The sequence below is a fragment of the Streptomyces monomycini genome (genome assembly GCF_022271435.1).
Classification (GTDB): Bacteria; Actinomycetota; Actinomycetes; order Streptomycetales; family Streptomycetaceae; genus Streptomyces; species Streptomyces monomycini.
Genome location: NZ_JAFIQY010000003.1, coordinates 216,969 through 240,059, shown reverse-complemented (window position 1 = coordinate 240,059; position 23,091 = coordinate 216,969). Strand labels below are relative to the sequence as shown.

The window sequence follows — 23,091 nt, the reverse complement described above, 5'->3', positions numbered from 1 at the left end:
GAATTGCCCCTCCTTCGGCAGGGGTTCTGCCGGTGATCATGCCAAGGTTTGCGTCAGCGGTGGTCAACTTAACCCACGTCGCGCCCGGCCGTGCGGTTCTCCTCGGGGGCGACTTTCATCAGGGTGGCCGAATCCTCCGAGCGGGACGCCTGCGTGAGAACGCCGAGGCGGGCGCGGACGGGCGGAGACTCCGCGCGACGGCGCCAGGCCGCCTGCACATGGCGGCGACGCAGCGGCGGGTCCGTCGGCACGCACCGCAACTTCGCGCGGCTCGGCCCCCGGCGGACACGCCGCCCACGGAACGCCCCCGAGGTCGGCGAGGCGCAGGACGGGCCGCCCGGCGAGCGGATGGTCCGCGGGCAGCGCTACCTGTGCCTCCGCCGTGACGATCGTCCGGACGGCGACTCCTTCCGGAATGCGCCGCGGCCGGTTCGACCAGTTCTCGATGAGCAGCAGGTCGCGCTGTGCGGCGACCAGTTCGGACATGACCGCGGCCGTGCATCGTCGCGCGGACCCCACCCGCCTCGTCGGCCCTGTACGCCCTGGCCGCTTACGGTGCTGGTGCGGGCGGCGGCCACGGTACGTCGGCCAGCGCCGGGATCAACTGCTCTTCTTCATAGGCGAGGTGGCCCCGCAATTCCGCGGACATGTTCTCCAGATCGGTGAGGAAACGTGTCGGGTCGGAGGTGCCGATGTCCGCCAGAAGAGTCAGCAGATCGTTCTGGATACGGGCGATGGCGCGGTGTTCCTCCTGGAGCCGGTCCAGGGCGGGGCGCAGTTCGGGGTGGTGGTGGGCGACGGCCGGGAATATGTGCGCGTCCTCGCCGGTGTGGTGGAATTCCAGGCTCTGGCAGAACGCCAGGCAGTGCTGCCGGATCTGCAGCCCGAGCCCCGGGGCCGGCGGCGCCCCGGGCCCCCGATGAGCAGCCCGCGCCGCGAGATGAGCTTCGGCCTCGTCGCGTACGTGCCGCAACTGCGCGCGCAGCCACGTATGCACCTGTACGAGCTTGTCGGCGAGAGAGGTGACGGCGGCCGGATTCTCTCCGTCCGCTTCCGTGTACTCGGGCTCGGCGGGCTCCAGCACCACGACCGGCAGCGTGCGGGACGTTGCCGCCTGATAGTCGCCGTATCCGGGAGCCACGCGCACCACCTGTGCGAACATCCGGTCGCGGCGCTCGCCTTCGGCAGGGACCGCGATCGCCTCGAACGCCTCGGTACCGAACTCCACCCGCACCTGCGGATGCGCGAGCAGATTGCGGTACCAGTCGGGATGCTCCGGTGCCCCGAGATTCGACCCGACGACGAGCAGCAGGCCGTCGTCGCGGACGCACCCGAGGAGCACGGTGTGCGGCTTTCCGGACACGGCGCCGGTGGTGGTCAACAGAAGAAGGTCACTGCCCTCGAACGGGCCACCGACTTTTCCACCGTTGGCCCTGAACTCGGTGATGACCGATTGGTTGAAGGACTGAGACATGCTGGTGTCGCTCTCCGAAAAGTGAAAGGGGTGAAGAAAGAGAGGAGGGGGTGAAGGGAAGGGGGAGGGGAGGGGGGGAGGAATGGGGATGCGGGGGAGCGCGTACGCACGCTTACGGCGTACGGCAGCCGCCGCGCGCGGCCTCGTTCGGGGAGGCCACCGGTTACGTGTCATGAATGACACGCGCTCTACGTCGTAGGCGTACGCAGAGCACCGAGCCCGGAACACCGGGACCGGAACGCAGAGACCGCGAGAGGCCAAGAGAGACCAAGAGCGACCAAGAATCGGAAACCGGAACCGGATACCCGAAGCAGGAAAATCTGAATCCAGGAAATCAAAAGCCAGGGAACCAGAAACCAGCCCGGGCACGCGATCACGCGATACGCCGCCCCGCGCGCACTCGGCGCGCCGATGTCAGGCTCAGCCCGTGGAGTATGAACTCATGGCGTCGTCCCTGGAGAAAAGGTGTGTCGCCCGACTGCCGGCCGGCCCACTGCTCTTTGGCCGACGTCACGCGCACACGCATTCCTATTAGACCCAGCGGCCGACGGCTCGTCAACCGGGTGACGTCGGCGCGTCCCCGTACTCCGGCTGCCACATCGCGTCCTGCACCGCCTGGACGACATCGTCGGGAGCCACGCGCGCGACTCCTTCGCCGACGGCCGCCCGTACCACCGCGACCGCGACGGCGGCCGAAGAAGCCCGCAGATTCTCCACCTGCGGCAGCAGCGGCGCTCCCGGACCGCCGCCGGTACCCCCGTCGACCTGCCCGGCGACCGCGTCCGCGGCGGCCAGCAGCATCCCGGGTGTCAGCCGCTCGGCGCGCGAGACCACGACGCCCAGCCCGAGCCCCGGGTAGACGAGAGCGTTGTTGGCCTGGCCGATGACGTGCCGGACGCCGTCGATCTCCACCGGGTCCACCGGGATGCCGGCCGTCGTCAGAGCCTTGCCGTCGGTCCAGCGCAGCAGGTCCGCCGGCATCGCCTCGATCTTCTCGGTCGGGTTGGAGAGCGGGAAGATGACGGGCCGTTCGACGTGCTCCGCCATTTCCCGCACGATCTGCCGGGTAAAGGCACCGCGTACGGTCGAGGTGCCGATCAGAACGGTCGGGCGCACGTTCCGTACGGCCGTCAGCAGATCGATGCCGTCCCGCCCGGCGCCGCGATTCCGCGCATCACCACCGTCGTCCTCCCCGTTCTCGCCTGCCCCCCGTTTCCCAGCCTCCCCCCACTTCTCGACCTCCCCTCTGGGCCGGGCGTAGCCGCGCTGATAGTCGCGCAGCCCGTCCATGTCGTCGATCAACAGTCCCGGCCGGTCGACGAGCCAGATGCGGCGGGTCGCCTCGTCGCCGTCCAGGCCGTCGCGGACCATCGCCTCACGGAGCTGGTCGGCGATGCCGACGCCGGCTGTCCCAGCTCCGAACACCACGACACGCTGCTCGCGGAACGGCACGCCGGTGACATCGAGCGCGGACCGGACGGCGGCGAGCGTGATGGCGCCGGTGCCCTGCATGTCGTCGTTGAACATGCGGTAGCGCTCGCCGTACCGCTCCAGGAAGCGCCGCGCGTTGCCCGCGCCGAAGTCCTCGAAGTGCAACAGCGCGTCCGGGTACAGCGTCGAGACCGTGTCCAGGTACGCGGCGACGAAGGCGTCGTAGCGTGCGCCGCGCGTCCGGCTGTGCCGTACGCCGAGGTACAGCGGGTCGTTGAGCAGCGTCTCGTTGTCCGTGCCGACGTCCAGGATCACCGGCAGGCAGCGCGCGGGGTCGATACCCGCGGCGGCCGTGTACACCGCCAGCTTGCCCACCGCGATCTGGATGCCGTGCACGCCCCAGTCGCCGATGCCGAGGATCTGCTCGGCGTCGGTGACGACCACCAGGTCCACCTCGTCCGGCGCGAGTTCCAGCACTTCGAAGGAGCGGCGCAGATCCTGAGGCCGGTCGATGGAGAGAAAGACGCCGCGCGGGCGCCGGTACTCGTGGCTGTACGTCTTGACCGCCTCGCCCACGGTCGGGTCGTAGACGATGGGCAGCAGCTCGGCGAGGTGTTCGGTGAGCAGTCGGTAGTAGAGAACCTCGTTGCGGTCGTGCAACTGCTCCAGATGGATGTACGCGGCCAGGTCGTCGGGCTGACGGCGCAGCTGCTCGTACGCGCGCCGCGCCTGCTGTTCCAGTGTGAGAACCGCGTCGGGCAGCCGGCCGACGAGGCCGAGGCGGTCGCGTTCGGCGGCGGTGAAGGCGGTCCCGCGATGGGCCAGGGGATCGTTCATCACCCACGGGAGCCGCGGCTGTCTGCTCATACGTACGCACTCTCCGGCGCTCGTCTGCCGCCTGCCCGGCCAGTCTCACGCGAGAGCCCCGTCCGCGCATCCGGTGGATACGGGAACGGGGCTCTGACCTGCGTGGGTGCGGTTCCGTCGTCAGTCCGGGCGGATGGGGCTGACGCGGCCCTGCAGCAGCCGCGACAGGGAGGAGTGCACGTCCTCCACCGAGCGGTGCGGCTGGAACGACAGCCAGTCCAGCGCCGCGACGAGCACCATGCCGAGGAGCGCGGAGGCCGTCAGCGGGACGTCGAGTTCCTCGGTCAGCTCACCGACATCGACGGCGTCCCGCAGCACGTCCTCGACGACGGCGACCGCCCGGCCCCGTACGGACTGCAAGGTCGGCTGCCAGACCCGGTTCGTACGCCAGAGTTCCGCCACGTACAGCTGGGTGAGGGAGGGCGAGCCGGCGATGAAGTCCAGGCCCGCCCGGATCATCGCGTCCAGCGCGTCGACCCGGGTGCCGCCGTCCACCCGTACCGCCCGGTCGGCGGCGTCCCGGAGGGAGGCGGCGAGCAGGTCGACACCGTCGCGCAGCAGCTCCTCGTAGAGGACGTTCTTGCTGGCGAAGTTGTAGTAGACCGTTCCCTTGGCGACGCCGGCGCGTTCGGCGATCTCGTCCACCGTGGTGGCGGAGAAGCCCTGTTCGGCGATGAGGGTGACCGCGGCGTCGAACAGCTTGCGCCGGGTGGCGCCGCGGCGGGGCCCGTGGGCCGGGGCGCCGGCGCCGGGGGCGGCGCCGCGAACGGCGCCGTCCCCGTGCCTGCCCCGGTGCTCGGTGCGCACGCTCACAGGCTCAGTTCCGGGTGCAGGTCCTTCATCCGTACGACCTGCCGGCTGCGCGCCGTCAGCGACGTGAGCGCGAGCGCGGCGACCGTGAACACGGCCAGGACGATCGAGCCCTGCCACACGATCCCCAGGTCACCGCCGGTGATGAGCCGGCGCAGGCCGTCCACCACGTAACTCATCGGCAGGAACGGGTGGATCGCGCCGAAGAAGCCGGGGCTGGTCTGCACCGGGTACGTACCGCCCGCCGACGTCAGCTGGAGCATCAGCACGACGAGGGTCAGTACGCGGCCCGCCGGACCGAACTGTGCGCCGAAGAACTGGATGATGGCGGTGAACGCGGCCGTCGCCAGCAGCAGGAAGCCGATGGTGGCCCCCGCGCGTTCCATCTCCAGGCCGAGGCCCCAGTGCAGTACGGCCATCAGGGCCAGCACCTGGACGACACCGATGGCGAAGGCCGGCAGCCAGGACCCCAGCGCGATCCGCCAGCCCGGCGCCCCCGCGGCGAGCGCGCGCTTGCCGAGCGGTGCGAGCAGCATGTAAGCGACCATCGCGCCGACCCACAGGGACAGCGGGATGAAGTACGGGGCGAGTCCGGTGCCGTAGTTGGGCGCCTTGTGCATCGACTTCGAGGCCAGCTCGACCGGGTTCGACATGACGTCGGTACGGGCGTCGCGGTCCTTCTTGTCGTAGTCCGGGATCTTGTCCACGCCGCTGTTCAGGCCGCCGGCGAGCTGGTTGGAGCCGTCCTTGAGCTTGTAGACGCCGCCCTTGAGGTCGAGCGCGCCGTCCTCCAGCTGGCCGAGACCGTCGCCGATCTTTCCGGAGCCGTTCTTGGCGTCGCCGAGCTTGTCGTGCAGCTGACCGGCGCCGTTGGCGAGCTTTCCGTTGCCGTCGGCGATCTTGCCTGTACCGTCCGCCACCTTGCCGCTGCCGTCGGCGAGCGCGTTGATGCCCTGGACGAACTGCCCGGCCCCCTGGGAGATCTTCTGGGCACCGGCGTTGAGTTCGTTGATCTGGCCGATCGCCTTTTCCGCATTGCCGGCGATGCCCGGGGCCTTGTCGGCTACCAGTTCGGCACCCTTGTGCAGTTCGCCGAGCTGCGTACGGAGGTGCTGGAGGTCCAGCTTTCCTATGACTCCGTCAACCTTCTCCGCCGCGTCGGCGGCGAGTGCGGTGCCTGCCGCGATGCCCTTCAGCTTCGCGCAGTCGGCCTTGTCGGCGGAGGCGCCGCCGCAGCTCTCCTGGTAGAGGGACTTGGCGTCCTCGGCGTTCTTCCGTGTCTCGGCGGCAGCCTTGGCGGAGTTCCCCGGCAGTTTGCCGAGGTCGTCGTTGAGAGCCTTGCTGAGGTCGGCGACGACGCGCGCCTTGTCGGCGATCTCCTTGCTGTGCGCCTTCAGGAACGGCAGGTCCTGCTTGGCGATGCCGTTGACCTTGTCGGCGAGCTGCTTGGTGCCCGCGGCCACCCGGCCGGCGCCGTCGCTGAGCTGCTTGCCCTTCGCCTGGGCGGTGGCGAGGCCCGAGTTGAGGTCCCTGGCGCCCTTGTTCACGGCACCCGCGCCCTGGCTCAGCTCACCGGACTTGTCGCGCAGCGTCCCCGCGCCCTTGCCCAGCTCCCCGAGCCCGTCCGTCAGCTCACCATTCTTGTCCTTGGCCGTGCCGAGGCCGTCGGCGAGCTTGTCCGTGCCGTCCTTGGCCTTGCCCAGGCCGTCGTCGAGCTTGGTGGCGCCGTCCGCGGCCTTCGCGGTCTGGTCGTGCAGATCCGAGAACGACACGAAGATCTTGTCGAAGAACTCCCGCGACGACTTCGCCGAGGTCTTCGCGCGGATCTCCGAGAAGATCGTCTTGGAGATCGAGCCGACGATGTAGTTGTTCGCGTCGTTCGTACGGACCTGGAGCGCGCCCGTCTCCGGGTGGTCGCCGGAGCTGGAGGCGATCCGCTCGCTGAAGTCCTTCGGAACCGTCAGGGAGAGGTAGTACGTACCGTTCTCGACGCCCTTCTCGGCGTCGGCGGAGCTGACCTCCTCCCAGTTGAACGTCTTGCTGTCCTTGACGTTCTTGACGAGCTCGTCGCCGGCCTGGACCTTCTTGCCGGCGGCGGTGGCGCCCTGGTCGTCGTTGACGAGCGCGACCGGGATCTTGTCCAGGTTCGAGTACGGATCCCAGAACGAGCACAGGTAGAGCGCGCCGTACAGCAGCGGGATCAGCATCAGGGCGACGAGGCCCAGCCGGGGGAGCTTGCCCCTGCCGAAGCGCTTGAGCTCAAGCGCGGCGAGCTTCGGCGAGCGCATGGGCTGCTTCCTCCTCGTGGATGTCGGTCGTACCGGCCGTGCCGGTGGTCGAAGTGGGGGCGGGGGAGGCGGATCCGGCGGCCGCGGGTGCGGTCCGTACGACGAGCGCGTCGCGCGGGGCGGTGCTGGCCGCCGCCACCACCGTCGTGCCGTGCAGGGCCAGGTCCCGCAGCATCTGCCAGGCCTGCGAACGCTCGTCCTCGGAGAGTTTGAGGTCGACGTCGTCGACGGCCACCAGCCGCGGGCCGTGCATGACGGCCAGCGCGAGCGAGAGCCGCAGCGCTTCGATGCGTTCCAGGTCCCGTACGGCGGTGCGCAGTCCCTTGGGCAGGGTGGCGGGGTCGAGGCCGACGGCGGCGAGCGCGGCCTCGATGCGGGCCCGCGTCGCCTCCTTGTAGCGGCGGCCCCAGGGCAGCCGGGCGCCGAGCGAACCGGCCATCCGGTGGCCCAACAGGGCCTGCTCCTCCAGGTGTTCCCCGGCGGTCAGGGCCGGTTCCAGGTCGGCGATCCCGGGGACGTGCGCGATGGCGGTGAGGCTGCGCACCGTACCCATGCGCTTGGGGAGGGGGAAGCCGGCGACCGTCGCGTGGCCCTCGGCGATCTTCATGCGGCCGGTGAGCGCCAGCAGGAGACACGTGCGGCCGGAGCCCGAAGGGCCCTCGACGGCGATCAGCGCACCCGGGTCCGCGGTGAGGTGGACGTCTCTGAACGCCCACCCCCGCGGGCCTTTCACTCCGATTCCCCTGGCGTTGACCGCCGCCCCCTGGCGGGTGGTGTCCACGGCCCCTCCTTTGTTCTGACTGGTCAGTCTAAAAGTGTGCCGTATGGAGTGGGCTATTGACCAATCAGCGCGCGATCCTGTGAACTCCGTCATGTGGCGGGTGGGGCGCTCCGATGCTTTTGGGGCGTTTGTTGGTGATGTTCTCGGTGTGGTCCGTGGTGCTGAGCGCACGGCAGCACCGGTTGGACACTTGCGACGGAGACCGATGACTCACTCGGCCAAACTGATCGCCCCGCTCCTCGCGGGGGCCCTCGTCACGACGCTGCCACCGGCGTCGGCGTCGGCGACCACTCCTGCATCCGATCCGGCATCCACTTCGGCTTCGGGCGCTTCGGCGGCAGCGGCGGCACAGGCCGCCGGGCCCGCCCTGCCCGCCCAGCCGTCCAGCGCCTCCTGCGCCCCGCGGGATCTGGAACGTTCCAGCGCGCGGCCCTCCGAGGGGAAACGTTCCGCCACGGACGACGGCGACGGCTGGACGCCCACCGCCACCCGTATCGACCCCAAGGACGGCCACCACGCCTTCGTCGGCAACGGCTACCTCGGCCAGCGGATAGCCCCCAACGGCACCGGCTACACGGCCCCCGGCGAGACGACCGGCTGGCCGCTGAAGACGCCGCGCTACGACGGTTCCTTCGTCTCCGGCCTCTACGCACGCGGCCCGGAGAACCTGAAGGGCCGCCAGGCCGTCGCCGCGCTCCCGACGTGGACCGGCCTCGACGTCACCGCCGCCGCCGGCGACCGCCCGCAGACCTTCGACTCCGCGACCCCGGCGGGCCGCATCTCGAACTACCGCCAGACGCAGTTCATCCGCTGCGGCCTGGTCCGTACGTCACTGACCTGGACGGCCGCCGACGGCCGTGTCACCGACCTCGTGTACGACGTACTCGCGGACCGCACCAGCGCCCACACCGGCGCCGTACGGCTGCGCATGACGCCGCACTGGGGCGGCCGGGCCACCGTCACCGACCGTCTCGACGGACGCGGCGCGCGCCGTATGAAGCAGACCGGCGGCGGTGCGCGGCCGGGCGGCCGCACGATGGACGTCACCTTCCGTACGGACGGTACGAAGACGGACGGCGCCATCGCCTCGGCCCTGCGCCCCGGCTCTCAGGTCCGCCCGCAGGACGTGAACGCGCAGCAAACGACGACACGGCGCGAGGGCGCGCGGAAGGGCGCGGGCGGAGACGCGGGCGCGGCCAAGGACTTGAGCAATCAGCAGAGCGTGACGTTCCCCGTACGGGCCGGGCGCTCCTACGAGCTGGCCAAGTACGTCGGTGTCGACACGGCCCTCACCTCCCGCACTCCGCGCGCTGCCGCGACCGCCGCCGCGCAGCGGGCCGCGGACCAAGGCTGGGACGCCCTGTACCGCAAGCACGCCGCCGCCTGGCGGAAACTGTGGCGCAGCGATGTAGAAGTGAAGGGACGCGGACAACGCGACCTACAGGCGTGGGTGCGCGCGGCACAGTACGGCCTGCTGTCCAGCACCCGTCCCGGCAGCAGCGACAGCATCAGCCCGGCCGGACTGACCAGCGACAACTACGCGGGCGAAATCTTCTGGGACGCCGAGACCTGGATGTACCCGGGACTCCTGGCCGCCCACCCCGACCTGGCCAAGTCCGTCGTGGACTACCGCTACAAGACCCGGGCCGGAGCCGCCGCCAACGCGAAGAAGCTGGGCTACAAGGGCCTGTTCTACCCGTGGACCAGCGGCAGCAAGGGCGACCTCTGGAACGAGTGCCACAGCTGGGATCCGCCGCACTGCAAGACGCAGAACCATCTGATGGGCGACGTGTCCCTGGCCGCCTGGCAGTACTACCTCGCCACCAAGGACATCACCTGGCTGCGCGAACGCGGCTGGCCGGTGCTGAAGGGCATCGCGGAATTCTGGGCCTCGCGCGTCACCCGTAACGCCGACGGCAGCTACTCGATCAAAAACGTCGCCGGTCCGGACGAGTACAGCAACGGCGTGGACGACGGCGTCTTCACCAACGCCGGCGCGGTCACCGCGCTGCGCAACGCCGGACGCACCGCCGCGCTCCTCGGCGAGTCCGCCCCCGCCGCGTGGAAGGACATCGCCGACCGCATCCGCATCCCGTACGACGCGAAGAACGACGTCTTCCAGCAGTACGACGGCTACAAGAACACGATGATCAAGCAGGCCGACACCGTCCTGCTCATGTACCCGCTGGAATGGCCGATGTCGCAGCGGGCCAGGGTCGGCACGCTCGACCACTACGCCGGCCTCACCGACCCGGACGGCCCGGCCATGACCGACTCGGTGCACGCCGTCGCCGCCGCCGGAGCCGGTGAGCCGGGCTGCTCGACGTACACGTACATGATGCGTTCCATCAAGCCGTTCGTACGCGGCGCCTTCCACCAGTTCTCCGAAGCGCGCGGCGACAAGGCCGGCGCGGGCGACCCGCACGCCGGATCACCCGCGCAGGACTTCCTCACCGGCAAGGGCGGTTTCCTGCAGACCTTCACCAACGGGCTGACCGGAATGCGGATGCGCGAGGACCGGGTCCACCTGGACCCGACGCTGCCGCCGCAGCTGTCCGACGGCGTCACGCTGCGCGGGCTGCGCTGGCAGGGACGCACGTACGACGTGGAGATCGGCGCGCACAGCACGACGGTACGGCTGACAGCGGGCGCGCCGATGCGCGTCGAGGCGCCGGAGGGGGAGCGGGTGGTGAGTCGTGGCGTACCACTGACGCTCAAGACCCGGCGCCCCGACCTCGCGGCTACGGACAACGCGGCCCGGTGCGCCACGGCGCGAGCCACCTCGGAGGAGCCCGGTATGTACGCGGGCGCCGCGGTGGACGGCAACGCGGCCACCTCCTGGACGCCGGACGGTCCCGACGGCACCCTGACCGTCGACCTCGGTAAGTCGTCACGGATCGGGCAAATCTCCCCGCACTGGAAGGGCGGTGAGCCCGCCTCGTACGTGGCGCAGGTCTCGACCGACGGCAAGCACTGGTACGGCACCGGGTACGACGGGCGTACGACGGCCCGCTACGTACGGCTCACGGTGCACGGTGCCGACGCGGCGAAGGACGGCCGGCGCCCAGGGCTCGCGGAGCTGACGGTACAGAAGGCCGCGGGGCCGGTGGCGGGGGAGTAGCCCAGAGCGGTTCAGGCCCTCCCGCGGAACGGCCCGGATCGACGGCGTGTCGATGACGTAGATGACGTATCGGTGACGCGGCGATCCGGGCCGTTTTTCTTTGACGCAGTCAATGATTCGGTCGCTGGGCGGATCGCTGGGCGGATCGCTGGCCGGATCGCTGGTCGAGTGGGCTCTGGTCGCTGCTCTGGGGCACTGGTCTGGGGCACTGGCCTGGGCCACTGACCTGAGGCATCGATTTGAGGCATCGATCTGGGCCATTGGTCTGGACCGAAAGTGACCAATCCGTCCCCTGAACGAGACATCTGTGACCGCTTCCGTCACATAGTGTCCGGACACGCACGGTGTGTCTGACCTGGGAGGGGAACTGTGCGTACGGGTGTGAAGTATGTGGTCGGCGGGGTCTTCGCCGCGATGGTGGGTGTGGCCGGCGTGGGCGCGTACAACGTCTACGAGGCGTTCTCCGACAACTCCGGCACGTCCGGGACAGCGGCCGGTACGACCGCCTCCAGACAGACCGGCCCACCGAGCGAGGAAGAAATACGCGACACCGCGCGCGACTTTCTCGCGGCCTGGAGCAAGGGTGATACCGAGTCCGCCGCCCTCCTCACCGACAACGCCGAGGGCGCACGCCAGGCGCTGACCGGCTTCCACGACGAGGCCCGGGTGTCGAAGGTGACCTTCGAGGCCGGCCGGAGCGACGGTGCGAAAGTCCCCTTCCACGTCACCGCCGAACTCTCGGTAGGCAAGGACAAGGACAAGGGCAAGGCCGAGAGCAAGGACGAGGACACGGCCGAGGACAAGGCAGAGGCCGAGGGCAAGGGCGGACCGGAGCACGCCACCTGGTCGTACGATTCCGCGCTGCGCGTCGTACGCGGCAAGACCACCGGCAAGGCGCTCGTCGACTGGCAGCCCACCGTGGTCCACCCGGCCCTGCACCGCGGCGAGAGCCTGCAGACCGGCTCCGGCGGCGCGCCGCCCGTCAAGGCGGTCGACCGTAACGGCGCGGAACTGGACGCCGAGGCCCTCCCCTCGCTCGGCGCCGTCCTGCCCGCCCTCCGGGAGAGCTACGGGGAGAAGGCGGGCGGCGTCCAGGGCATCGAAGTACGCGTGACGAGCGAAAGCGGCGAGCCGGGCAAGACGCTGCACACCATCGTCAAGGGCCGCGAAGGAACGCTGCGCACGACGCTGGACGTGAACGTGCAGCGCGCGGCCGAAGCGGCGGTCAAGGACTACCGCCAGGCGTCGGTCGTCGTGGTCAAGCCGGGCAGCGGAGACATCCTCGCGGTGGCCAATCACCGTACGGACCAGTTCAACGCGGCCTTCCAGGGACGGCTGGCGCCCGGCTCCACGATGAAGGTCGTCACGGCCGCGATGCTGATGGAGAAGGGCCTGGTCTCCGCGGGCAAGAGCGTGGAGTGCCCGAAGTACGCCTCGGCGGGCGGGCGCTCGTTCCACAACCAGGGCATGTTCGCGATCAGCGGCGGCACGTTCTCCGACAGTTTCGCGCGCTCCTGCAACACCGCCTTCATCGGCCTGGCCGACCGCCTCTCGGGCACGGACCTGAGCAACGAAGCGCAGGAAGTCTTCGGACTCGGCAAGGACTGGAAGGCCGGGATTCCGACGTTCGACGGCAGCGTGCCGCAGAGCGACGGCGCGGACACCCCGGCGGCGCTCATCGGCCAGGGCCGCGTCCAGGCCAACCCGCTGAACATGGCGTCCGTGGCCGCCACCGCCAAGGCCGGGTACTTCTCCCAGCCCGTCCTGGTCTCGCCGGAACTGGACGGCCGGCCGGTCGCCCACGCGAGCCGCGCGCTTCCTCCCTCGGTCGCCGCGCAACTGCGGGCCATGATGCGGCGTACGGCCGTGAGCGGCACCGGCGCGCGGGCGATGGCCGGACTCAGCGGCGACATCGGCGCGAAGACCGGTTCGGCGGAGGCCGACGGCCAGGGCGACGCCAACAGTTGGTTCCTCGGTTACCGCAACGACGCCGCGGCGGCCGCGGTCGTCCAGCAGGGTGGTCACGGCGGCGACGCGGCGGGCCCGATTGTCCGAAGGGTGCTCGCGGCGCGCCGCTGAGGGGAAGGGTCGACACTGGGGCGTGCCCGCGTCGGGGCCTGCCCGCATCCCGGGGGCACGCCTGCCCCCGGGCGTCGACGAACGGGAGGACCCCTCGTGCGCGTACGTTCCGCGGTTGTCCGTGTCACCGCAGCAGTGCTGGCCGCCGGCTGTCTCACGGCGTGCGCCGAGGGGGCACCGGCGGCGGACCCGGACCGGGCGGCATCGACCGCCGCGGACTCGGCCGCCTCGGCCACCGCCGGCCGGACCGACTCGTCCGCCGCGGGACCGGGCGCGTCCGCCGCGTCGGCACGTACGGACAAGAGCGGTGGTCACCCTTCAACCACGGGCGGCCGGACCTCGGACTCCTCGGGCTCCTCTTCGGGCTCTTCGGACTCCTCGGGCCTCTCGGGCTCCTCTGCCCCCTCGGGCCAGAACGACCGCTCCTCGGCCGCAGGCGGACACCCCTGCTCTCCGTCCGTCTCCCTCGACCGCTACTCCGACGCCCTGGACAAAACCACCTTCCAGGGCACCTTCGTGGGCAACCTCTCCGCCCTCACCCGCGACACCGACGGCACCCTCGCCGCCCTCTCCGACCGTTCCGTACTGATCGGCTTGGACGGCCGGAGCCACCGGCCGGTACGGGCAGCCAAGATCACCGACGAGAAGGGCGCCGCCCTCGACGCCGAGGGCCTGGCCGTCGAACCGGGCGGGCGCTACCTCGTCTCGTCCGAGACGGAACCTTCCGTACGACGGTACGACCGTTCCGGCGCGCTCCTCGGGCGGCTGCCCCTCCCCAAGCCGCTCCAGGTCGAGCCGGCCGGGCGCGCCCGGTCCAACCAGACCTTCGAGGGCCTTACGCTCGAAACCGGCAGCGGCACACTGACCGCCGCCATGGAAGGACAGCTCACCGGCGACGGCAAGGACAGCGCCAACCGCCCCCTGCTGCGCTTCCAGACCTGGCAGCGGCAGGGCTCCGGCTCCCGGCCCACCCCGTACCGGCTGGGCCGGCAGTACGCGTACCCGGTGGACGCCGGACTGGGCGTCTCCGAGATCGCCGCGCTCCCCGACGGCCGGCTGCTCGTCCTGGAACGCGGCTTCACCGCCGGCGTCGGCAACACGGTCCGCCTCTACCTCGCCGACCCGCGCCGGGCGAGCGACGTCAGCGGCGTCGGCGGGCTGCCGGGCGGCAAGGCCGTACGCCCCGCCCGCAAGAAGCTCCTCGCCGATCTCGGCGCCTGCCCTTCCCTGGGCGCCCCCGCGCACCAGCCGCAGGCCAATCCGCTGCTGGACAACATCGAGGGCATGGCGATCACCGGCCGCGCGCCCGGCGGACGGGTGCGCGTCCTCCTGGTCAGCGACGACAACGAGAGCGCGAAGCAGATCACCCGCCTGTACAGCCTGACGGTGCGGCCCGGCGGCCACTGACCGTTGACGGCGTCAAAGGTTTTCCCGTTCCCGATCGTTGCGGCGGGATGAAATCCGCTGCCCACGGCGTTGGTGCCTCCTGGTGAACGACGAGACGCGGGAGGCAGCGCGTGACGGGGACGCGGAGCGGTCCATCGGAAAAAGGCGGCGGCTGGGCGCGGCGGCTGACGCGCCTGTGCTGGCAGTACAAGAAGGACGTACTGCTCGCACTCGGCTCGTCACTCGCCGGAATGGGCGTGATGGCTCTCGTCCCGCTCATTCCGAAGCTGATAATCGATGATGTCATCGTCAGCCACGACCGTCCGCTCGCCCCGTGGGCGACGCTGCTGATCGTCGCCGCGCTCGCCGTCTACGCGCTGACGTACGTACGCCGCTACTACGGCGGACGGCTGGCCCTCGACGTCCAGCACGACCTGCGCACCCGGATGTTCCGGTCGATCGCGCGGCTGGACGGGCACCGTCAGGACGAACTGAGCACCGGCCAGGTCGTCGGCCGGGCCACCAGCGATCTGCAGCTCATCCAGAGCCTGCTGTTCATGCTGCCGATGATGATCGGGAACGTACTGCTCTTCGCGATCTCGCTGGTCGTGATGGTGGTGCTCTCCCCGCTGCTCACCCTCGTCGCCCTGGCCGTCGCCCCCGCGCTGTGGTTCATCGCCCAGCGCAGCCGCGACCGTCTCTACCCCGCCACCTGGTACGCGCAGGGCCAGGCCGCCGCGGTCGCGGGCGTCGTCGACGGCGCGGTCTCCGGCGTCCGCGTCGTCAAGGGCTTCGGCCAGGAGGAACAGGAGACCGGCAAGCTGCGTACGGTCAGCCGCCGCCTCTTCGCCGGCCGGCTCCGTACCGTACGGATGAACGCCCGCTACACCCCCGCCCTCCAGGCCGTGCCCTCGCTCGGGCAGGTCGCCATGCTGGCCCTCGGCGGCTGGCTGGCCACCAACGGGCAGATCACCCTCGGCACCTTCGTCGCCTTCTCCACCTATCTCGCGCAGCTCGTCGCGCCCGTGCGGATGCTCGCGATGATGCTGACCGTCGGGCAGCAGGCACGGGCCGGCGTGGAGCGCGTCTTCGAGCTCGTCGACACCGAGCCGATGATCGAAGAGCGCCAGGACGCGCTGGAACTCCCCGCCGACGCGCCGGCCACCGTCGAGTTCGAGCAGGTCTCCTTCGGCTACGGCAACGGGCGGCCCGTGCTGGAGGATTTCTCGCTGCGTATCGAGCCAGGCGAGACCGTCGCCGTCGTCGGTACGTCCGGCAGCGGCAAGTCCACCGTCTCGCTGCTGCTGCCCCGCTTCTACGACGCGACCGCGGGCCGGGTCCTGGTGGGCGGGCACGACGTACGCGACCTGAGCCTCGCGTCGCTGCGCGCGGCCATCGGCCTCGTACCGGAGAACAGCTTCCTGTTCTCCGACTCCCTGCGCGACAACATCGCCTACGGAACTCCGGACGCGACCGACGAGCAGATACGTATCGCCGCGCGTGCCGCACAGGCCGACGGCTTCATATCCGCCCTGCCGGACGGGTACGACACCGAGGTCGGCGAACAGGGCCTGACCCTCTCCGGCGGCCAGCGCCAGCGCGTCGCACTGGCCCGCGCGATCCTCACCGACCCGCGACTGCTGGTCCTGGACGACGCGACCTCCGCCGTCGACGCCCGCGTCGAACACGACATACACGAGGCCCTGCGCGGAGTGATGGCGGGCCGTACGACGCTGCTGATCGCCCACCGCGCCTCCACCCTCGCCCTCGCCGACCGCGTCGCCGTCCTGGACGGCGGCCGGCTGGTCGACATCGGTACGCGCGAGGAACTGGAGAGCCGCTGCGAGCTGTACCGCCGACTGCTGACCGACCCGGAGGAGCTGGGCGGTACCGGTGAGCCGGTCGGTACCGGTGAGACGGGTGGGATCGACGAGCCGGGTGGGATTGACGAGCTGGAAGGTTCCGGCAAGCTGGGCGGTACCAGCCCGGGGCGCCCCGGCTTCGGCGGTGAATCCGCGGCGAGCGGCTTGCTGGAACGCCCGGTCACGGCGGATTCCGGCGCCGTCGCTCCGCCCACAGCGGCCCCCGACCACCGCGTCAACGGCATCACTCCGTACTTGTGGAAGCGCGCCGAGACGGAAGCTGACACTGAGCCCGGCATGTCCGCCGACCCGGAACTCCTCGCCCGGGTCGCCGCCCTCCCGCCCGCGACCGACACCCCCGACATCGACGAGGAGCGGGCCGCCCGCCCCGAGAAGTCCTACGGTCTGCGCCGCCTCCTGCGCGGTTTCGGCGGCCCGCTGGCCGTCGCCCTCGCTCTGGTCGCCGTCGACGCCGTCGCCGGACTGCTGCTTCCGGTCCTCATCCGGCACGGCATCGACGACGGCGTACGGCGCGCGCAACTGGCGGGCGTCTGGACGGCCGCCGGTCTCGCCCTGTTCGTCGTACTCGTCCAGTGGGCGGCCCAGATCGGCTCGAACCGCATGACCGGCCGCACCGGCGAACGCGTCCTCTACTCGCTGCGCGTCAAAATCTTCGCGCAGCTCCAGCGCCTTGGCCTCGATTACTACGAGCGCGAACTGACCGGCAAGATCATGACGCGGATGACGACGGACGTGGACGCCCTGTCCACGTTCCTGCAGACCGGCCTGGTCACCGCCGTCGTCTCCGTCCTGACGTTCTTCGGCATCCTCGTCGCGCTCCTGGTCATCGACGTCCAGCTGGCCCTGGTCGTCTTCGCCACCCTCCCGCCGCTCGTCATCGGTACGTACTTCTTCCGCAAGCAGAGCGTGAAGGCGTACGAACTCGCCCGCGAACGCATCAGCGTCGTCAACGGCGACCTCCAGGAGAGCGTCGCCGGACTGCGGATCGTGCAGGCCTTCCGCCGCGAGCGCAGCGGCGCCGACCGGTTCGCGGAACGCAGCCACGCCTACCGCGCGGCCCGCGTCCGCGGCCAGTTCCTGATCTCGGTCTACTTCCCGTTCGTCCAGCTGCTGTCCTCCGCCGCCGCGGCGCTCGTTCTGATCGTCGGCGCCGGCCGGGTCGGCGACGGCACCCTCACGGCGGGCGCGCTGGTCGCGTACCTGCTCTACATCGACCTGTTCTTCGCCCCCGTACAGCAGCTCTCGCAGGTCTTCGACGGCTACCAGCAGGCCGCCGTCTCGCTCGGCCGCATCCAGGAACTGCTGCGCGAACCGACCACCACACCCCAGGCCGAGAATCCGCGCGCGGTGCGCGAGCTGGCCGGCGAGATCACCTTCGAGGACGTGCACTTCCGGTACGGGGGTGCCGACTCCGAAACCGCGGCTGGAACCGTCACCGAAGCCTCGGGAGCCTCACGCAGCTCCGACAGCTCCGACAGCTCCGACAGTTCCAACAGCTCTGACAGCCCCGAGGGCTCTAAAGTCTCTACCGCCTCCGACGGCTCCACCGTCACAGCTCTCTCCGGCATCGACCTGACCATCCCCGCCGGGCAGACCGTCGCCTTCGTCGGTGAGACCGGCGCGGGCAAGTCCACCCTGGTCAAGCTGGTGGCGCGGTTCTACGATCCGACCGCCGGCACGGTCCGCGTCGACGGTACCGACCTGCGCGAACTCGACCTCACCGGCTACCGGCACCGCCTCGGCGTCGTACCGCAGGAGTCCTATCTGTTCCCCGGTACGGTGCGCGACGCCATCGCGTACGGACGGCCGGACGCCACCGACGCCGAGGTGGAGGCCGCGGCCCGGGCGGTCGGCGCGCACGACATGATCGCCGGGCTGGACGGCGGCTACCTCCACGAGGTCGCCGAACGCGGCCGTAACCTTTCCGCAGGCCAGCGCCAACTGCTCGCGCTTGCCCGCGCCGAACTCGTCGACCCCGACATCCTGTTGCTCGACGAGGCCACCGCCGCACTCGACCTGGCCACCGAGTCCGCAGTCAACGAGGCCACGGACCGGCTGTCGGGACGGCGTACGACGCTCGTCGTGGCGCACCGCCTGACCACCGCGGCCCGCGCCGACCGGGTCGTGGTCCTCGCCCACGGCCGGGTCGCCGAGGACGGCACCCACGCCGAACTTCTGGCCAGAGGTGGCCGCTACGCCGAACTGTGGCGCACGTTCACGGGCGAGGAGGAGCCGGTGGCGGCCTGAACGCCCGCCGCGACGCCCTGTCCGCCGAGGTGCCGTGCGCCGGACGGCAGGCGGCAGGCGGTCGGCGGCAGGCGGCAGGCGGTCGGCCGCGCGACCCCCTACCACCGCTCCTCTCGGAAAAGAAGGGGCTGGTGGGACCGTTGCCGCGCCGATAGGTTCACCCCGACCTTTGCTATCCCAAGGGGAGGGTGCAATGCGTAAGGCCATCAGATGCCTGCTGTCACTGGCGGTGCTCATAGGCACGGCGAGTGCGGGCACGGCGTCGGCGACCGCGGCCACCGCCGCGAAGCCGAAGGCAACCGACATCAAGGACCGGATCCTCGCGATCCCGGGGATGAGTCTCGTTCAGGAGAAGCCGGTCGACGGCTACCGCTTCTTCGTCCTCAACTACACCCAGCCGATCGACCACCAGCACCCCTCCAAGGGGTCCTTCCAGCAGCGGCTGACCCTGCTGCACAAGTCCGTCGACCGGCCCACGGTCTTCTTCACCTCCGGTTACAACCTCAACACGGACGTACGGCGCAGCGAGCCGACGCAGATCATCGACGGCAACCAGGTGTCGATGGAGTACCGGTACTTCACGCCGTCGCGGCCGCAGCCCGCCGACTGGAAGAAGCTCACCATCCGGCAGGCGGCCAACGACCAGCACCGCATCTTCAAGGCGCTGCACCGGATCTACGACCAGAACTGGATATCCACCGGCGGCAGCAAGGGCGGCATGACCGCCACTTACTACCGCCGCTTCTTCCCGGACGACATGGACGGCACCGTCGCCTACGTCGCGCCGAACGACGTGAACGACAAGGAGGACTCGGCGTACGACCGGTTCTTCCGCACCGTCGGCACCGCCCAGTGCCGCAAGGACCTCGCGGCCCTGGAGCGCGAGGCGCTGCTGCGCCGCGGCGAGATCGTCAACCGCTACGCGAAGTGGGCGCAGGACAACAAGAAGACCTTCAAGCTCGTCGGCAACATCGACAAGGCGTACGAGGTCCTCGTCACCGACCTGGTGTTCGGCTTCTGGCAGTACCAGCCGGCTGCCACCGCCTGCCCCGAGGTCCCGAAGAAGACCGCCTCCACGGACGAACTGTGGAAGTGGATCGACAAGGTCGGCGGCTTCGACAGCTACACCGACCAGGGTCTGGAGCGGAACCTGCCGTACTACTACCAGGCGGGCACCCAGCTCGGTGAGCCGAGCTACAAGTACGACCACCTCAAGGGCCTGCTGCGCTACCCGGGCATCAACAACTCCCGGACCTTCGTGCCGCGCGACATCCCCCTGCACTTCGACAAGCACGCGATGCGCGACGTGGACCGGTGGGTGCGCCACCACGGCGAGCGCATGATGTTCGTCAACGGTGAGTGGGACCCGTGGAGCTCGGAGCCGTTCCGGCTGGGCTCCGGCTCCGAGGATTCGTACGTCTACAAGGTCCCCGGCGGCAACCACGGCTCGAACATCGCGAAGCTGCGGGAGGCCGACCGCAAGAAGGCGACCGAGGCGCTGCTCGAATGGGCGGACGTCGATGCTCCGCAGGGCGCCGCGGCCGCGCCGCTGGCTCCGTACGACAAGAAGCTGGACAAGCGGGACGACTCGAAGACGCAGATGCTGCGTCCGTGATGTCGTCGCGCGAAGGGTGAGGCGGTGCGTGTGACGCGAGACGCGTGACGCGTGCGCCGGGGGCGTGCACGGGGCGCATGACGCGAAGTGCGTGATGCGCCACGGCCCTACGCTTCACAGGCGGCGGGCGCACCCGACCGGTGCTCCGCCGCCCAGCTGTACGTACAAATCCGTGTCCGCCGGGCAGGCAGCACGGGTGCGGACCGCCGCAGTCACTTTGAACTGCGGGGCGTGAATCCCCGTCCCGACACAGGCGGTTTCTCTCACCTCGCCCTGCCGCGACGGGCGGACGCAGTCCCCGACGATGGTGCGCGGCCCGCCGCCCCCGCCGGGATCACCGGGATGCGGCGCCTCCAGATTGCGCATACAGGCGTAACCCTGCGGCACCGCGCCGTCGCCGTTCTCGTCGGAAGCGGGCCGGCGTTCGCTGATGTGCAGGACGAAGTCCGTCCGTTCCGGACACGGCGGGCCCTGCGCCTGCGGGCCGTCGTGCCGGGAGAGCACCAGGGCCGCGGCCTTCTCACTGCGGCAGGACACTTGGTGGAAGACCGTACGCCCGCGACTGCTGCACGTACCCGGGGCGAGAAACGTTGCTACCGGAGACGGAGACGCGGCCGCCGCACTGCCGTTTCCACCCCCATTTCCCTTCCCCTCCGCATTCCCGTCACCGTTCGCGGCCGAGCCGCTGCCATCGCGCTGGCAGGCGGACAACGTCACGAGCAGCACAGCCGCCACCACACGGCCCACTGTGCCGACCCCGTGCCCTTTGACCCGGCGCATCGCGGCCCCCTGCGTCCCCCCGGTGCATGCACCTCAGCGTGACCCGCCCATTCGGGCGCACGCCAGGCGTAACGGACGCATTGCGCACGAGGTACGGGCCGCGCAGTACCCAGCGCTGCGGGGCCGGCGGTACCCGAACCGTACGGGCCTGCGGCACACGTTCCGTAAGGGCACTGCCGGTGTAAGAGCTGAAGCCGTACGGGGCCCGGCAGCGCCGAAGCCCCGTACAAGCGTCCGTCGTCGGCTCAGTATCAGTACGAGAGCCCGTACCCGACCGGGTGAAGAACGCTCCCCGGAGCATCAGCACGCATCACCGGTACCGGCAACTTTCCCTCCGGATCCCGCCGTCCGGCGATCACCCGGGCCGCGGCCCGCAGTTCCACGTCCGTCCAGGAGTAGGTGGCCAGCGCCGCCCGTACGCCCGGCAACTGCGCGACGTCGTACGGATTACGCACGGCCACCTGAACGACCGGCTTGCCGGTGCCCAGTAGCGCCTCGACCAGCGCTCGCTGCGGTGACGACGCCGTGACGTTGTACGTCGCCACGATCGCCGCGTCCTGCGTATGGAGCGCCGAAACCGCCCGGTCGATCAGTTCCCGGGTGGGCGCGGTGCCGGTGGGGAGGGCGGTTGCCGTGAAGCCCAGCTGGCTGAAGGTTTCTGCGAGCACCTTGGTGGGCGGGCCCCCGGTCCCGGACGGCGATGCCGCGTCAGCACCGGTCACCAGCAGACGCCGCTGTGAGCGCCGGGACAACGGCAACAGTCTGCCGTCGTTGACCAGCAGTGTGGTGGTGCGGTCCGCGATCCGGTCCGCCGTGGCGAGATGCCGCCGCGTACCGACGGAACGTTCCACCGCGCGGTGCGTCGTGTACGGATCGTCGAACAGCCCGCGTCGCTCCTTGAGCAGGAAAATGCGGATCAGCTTCTCGTCGATGTCGCGCTCGTCCAGCTCGCCCGCCCGTACCGCCTTGAGCACGCTCGCGAAAGCGACGGCGATGTCCGGCGGATTGAGCAACTGGTCGACACCCGCCTTGAGCGCGAGCACCGGCACCCGGGCGTCACCGTACTTCGTCCGTACGCCCTGCATCCCGAGCGAGTCGGTCACCACCACACCGTCGAAACCGAGACGCTCGCGCAGGACGCCGGTGAGGATCGGCCGGGACAGCGTGGCCGGGTCCTCGTTCGCGTCAAAAGCGGGCACGACGATGTGCGCCGTCATGATCGAATCGATGCCGGCTTCGATGGCGGCCCGGAACGGCGGCGCGTCCAGCCGCTCCCACTCCTCGGCGGTGTGCCGGATGTACGGCAGCCCGACGTGGCTGTCGGTGCCGGTGTCGCCGTGCCCCGGGAAATGCTTCGCCGTCGCGGCCACCCCGGCGCGCTGGTACCCCTGCACCTGCGCGGCGACCAGCCGCGCCACCGCCTTCGGCTCGGAACCGAAGGAACGCACGCCGATCACGGGATTCGCGGGATTGACGTTCACGTCGGCGACCGGCGCGTAGTCCTGGCGGATGCCCATCGCGTACAGCTCCTCGCCCGCGATCCGGCCGGCCGTACGGGCGTCCTCGCGGGACCGGCCGGCGCCCAACGCCATGGCGCCGGGGAAGAGCGTGGCGGGCGATCCGATCCGTGCCACTATCCCGTGCTCCTGGTCGGTGGAGATCAACAACGGTACGGGGACACGCTGGGCGGCCCCGGCCCGCTGAATGCCGTTGGAGAGGTCGGCGATCTGGTGGGGCTCGCGGGTGTTGTGCGCCCAGCCGAAGTAGATGATGCCGCCGAGGTGGTACTTGGCGACCAGTTCGGCAGCGTTGGAGACCCCCATCTCCTTGCGGTTGGCCTCGGCGTCGGCGGGGTCCGGATCGGTCGCGGAGTGTCCATAGACCCGCATGACGAACAACTGGCCGACCTTTTCCTCCAGATTCATCCGGGAAACGAGTCGGGCCGCGCGGGAGCGGGCGCCGGCGGCCCCGGCGGCACGCGGGCCGGAAGAAACGGCGTGAACGGCGCCGCCGCCCGTACCCATGGCACAGGCGGCGGCCGCGGCGGTGGTCAGGACGGTACGTCTGGAGTGCATCTGCGCTCCTTCCGGAAAGCTTCCTCGCCGAGTGCTGCCCCGGCGGTCTGAAGGAAACTTCCAAGAAGTCACGAGTAACCGGAAAAGCATTGCCGGTCAATGCTCGACGGCTCTGCCAGTCGGGGGAAGCGGCGGCGACGAAGGGTCGGCGCGGATGTGGTGGTGTGCGAGGCAACTGCGCTCGGAGGGAAAGGCCGGCGGAAGCAACGGCTGCGGGCGATGCCGGGCTTGCGGTGGGGATGGGTGCGGCGGCA

The 23,091-nt window shown here is 70.3% G+C and carries 12 protein-coding genes; 5 read left to right on the top strand and 7 right to left on the bottom strand.

Annotated elements, in window-relative coordinates:
* Positions 1–550: 550 nt before the first annotated feature.
* From JXZ78_RS05560 to JXZ78_RS05540, 5 genes are all read right to left on the bottom strand, one after another.
* Positions 551–1,474, bottom strand: a complete 924-nt coding sequence (locus JXZ78_RS05560; RefSeq protein WP_030018910.1) for a nitroreductase/quinone reductase family protein — start codon at positions 1,472–1,474, stop codon at positions 551–553.
* 555 nt (positions 1,475–2,029) lie between these two features.
* Positions 2,030–3,772, bottom strand: coding sequence for an NAD-dependent malic enzyme (locus JXZ78_RS05555; RefSeq protein ID WP_030018911.1), 1,743 nt, complete (start codon positions 3,770–3,772; stop codon positions 2,030–2,032).
* 120 nt (positions 3,773–3,892) lie between these two features.
* Positions 3,893–4,585 (bottom strand): TetR/AcrR family transcriptional regulator, encoded by a 693-nt coding sequence (locus JXZ78_RS05550; protein ID WP_030018912.1) that lies wholly within the window; start codon positions 4,583–4,585, stop codon positions 3,893–3,895.
* Complete coding sequence (locus tag JXZ78_RS05545) at positions 4,582–6,870, bottom strand: YhgE/Pip family protein (RefSeq protein ID WP_030018913.1); 2,289 nt, start codon at positions 6,868–6,870, stop codon at positions 4,582–4,584. Before JXZ78_RS05545 ends, JXZ78_RS05550 begins: the two co-directional genes overlap by 4 nt.
* Positions 6,842–7,651, bottom strand: a complete 810-nt coding sequence (locus JXZ78_RS05540) for an ATP-binding cassette domain-containing protein (protein WP_030018914.1) — start codon at positions 7,649–7,651, stop codon at positions 6,842–6,844. The genes JXZ78_RS05545 and JXZ78_RS05540 overlap by 29 nt, the downstream gene beginning before the upstream one ends.
* A gap of 205 nt (positions 7,652–7,856) precedes the next feature.
* On the opposite strand from JXZ78_RS05540, the gene JXZ78_RS05535 reads away from it, so the two are divergent.
* The 5 genes from JXZ78_RS05535 (at position 7,857) to JXZ78_RS05515 (ending at position 19,982) form a co-directional block, all read left to right on the top strand.
* A complete protein-coding gene (locus JXZ78_RS05535) occupies positions 7,857–10,772 on the top strand; it encodes a discoidin domain-containing protein (protein WP_030018915.1) in 2,916 nt (971 codons plus the stop codon).
* Between the two features lie 414 nt (positions 10,773–11,186).
* Positions 11,187–12,851 carry a penicillin-binding transpeptidase domain-containing protein gene (locus JXZ78_RS05530; protein WP_275127511.1) on the top strand — a complete coding sequence of 555 codons (1,665 nt, stop codon included), beginning with the start codon at positions 11,187–11,189 and terminating at the stop codon, positions 12,849–12,851.
* A 96-nt stretch (positions 12,852–12,947) separates the two neighbouring features.
* On the top strand, positions 12,948–14,258 hold the full coding sequence (locus JXZ78_RS05525; RefSeq protein WP_030018917.1) for an esterase-like activity of phytase family protein: 1,311 nt from the start codon (positions 12,948–12,950) through the stop codon (positions 14,256–14,258).
* 110 nt (positions 14,259–14,368) lie between these two features.
* Positions 14,369–18,367, top strand: coding sequence for an ABC transporter ATP-binding protein (locus JXZ78_RS05520; protein WP_033037326.1), 3,999 nt, complete (start codon positions 14,369–14,371; stop codon positions 18,365–18,367).
* A 193-nt stretch (positions 18,368–18,560) separates the two neighbouring features.
* The gene (locus tag JXZ78_RS05515) at positions 18,561–19,982 is read left to right on the top strand and encodes a S28 family serine protease (RefSeq protein WP_030018919.1); all 1,422 of its coding nucleotides are present in this window, start codon (positions 18,561–18,563) and stop codon (positions 19,980–19,982) included.
* Positions 19,983–20,096: 114 nt separating this feature from the next.
* Here the strand turns inward: JXZ78_RS05515 and JXZ78_RS05510 are convergent, their stop codons facing one another.
* Both JXZ78_RS05510 and JXZ78_RS05505 read right to left on the bottom strand, forming a co-directional pair.
* Positions 20,097–20,762, bottom strand: a complete 666-nt coding sequence (locus tag JXZ78_RS05510; protein ID WP_050502235.1) for a hypothetical protein — start codon at positions 20,760–20,762, stop codon at positions 20,097–20,099.
* Between the two features lie 251 nt (positions 20,763–21,013).
* Positions 21,014–22,837 carry a glycoside hydrolase family 3 protein gene (locus JXZ78_RS05505; RefSeq protein WP_030018921.1) on the bottom strand — a complete coding sequence of 608 codons (1,824 nt, stop codon included), beginning with the start codon at positions 22,835–22,837 and terminating at the stop codon, positions 21,014–21,016.
* Between the last annotated feature and the right edge of the window lie 254 nt (positions 22,838–23,091).

Excerpts from the sequence above, each read along its gene's own strand:
- JXZ78_RS05560 (WP_030018910.1), bottom strand. The coding sequence starts at position 1,474 with ATGTCTCAGTCCTTCAACCAATCGGTCATCACCGAGTTCAGGGCCAAC.
- JXZ78_RS05555 (WP_030018911.1), bottom strand. The coding sequence starts at position 3,772 with ATGAGCAGACAGCCGCGGCTCCCGTGGGTGATGAACGATCCCCTGGCC.
- JXZ78_RS05545 (WP_030018913.1), bottom strand. The coding sequence starts at position 6,870 with ATGCGCTCGCCGAAGCTCGCCGCGCTTGAGCTCAAGCGCTTCGGCAGG.
- JXZ78_RS05535 (WP_030018915.1), top strand. The coding sequence starts at position 7,857 with ATGACTCACTCGGCCAAACTGATCGCCCCGCTCCTCGCGGGGGCCCTC.
- JXZ78_RS05530 (WP_275127511.1), top strand. The coding sequence starts at position 11,187 with ATGGTGGGTGTGGCCGGCGTGGGCGCGTACAACGTCTACGAGGCGTTC.
- JXZ78_RS05515 (WP_030018919.1), top strand. The coding sequence starts at position 18,561 with ATGCGTAAGGCCATCAGATGCCTGCTGTCACTGGCGGTGCTCATAGGC.
- JXZ78_RS05510 (WP_050502235.1), bottom strand. The coding sequence starts at position 20,762 with ATGCGCCGGGTCAAAGGGCACGGGGTCGGCACAGTGGGCCGTGTGGTG.
- JXZ78_RS05505 (WP_030018921.1), bottom strand. The coding sequence starts at position 22,837 with ATGCACTCCAGACGTACCGTCCTGACCACCGCCGCGGCCGCCGCCTGT.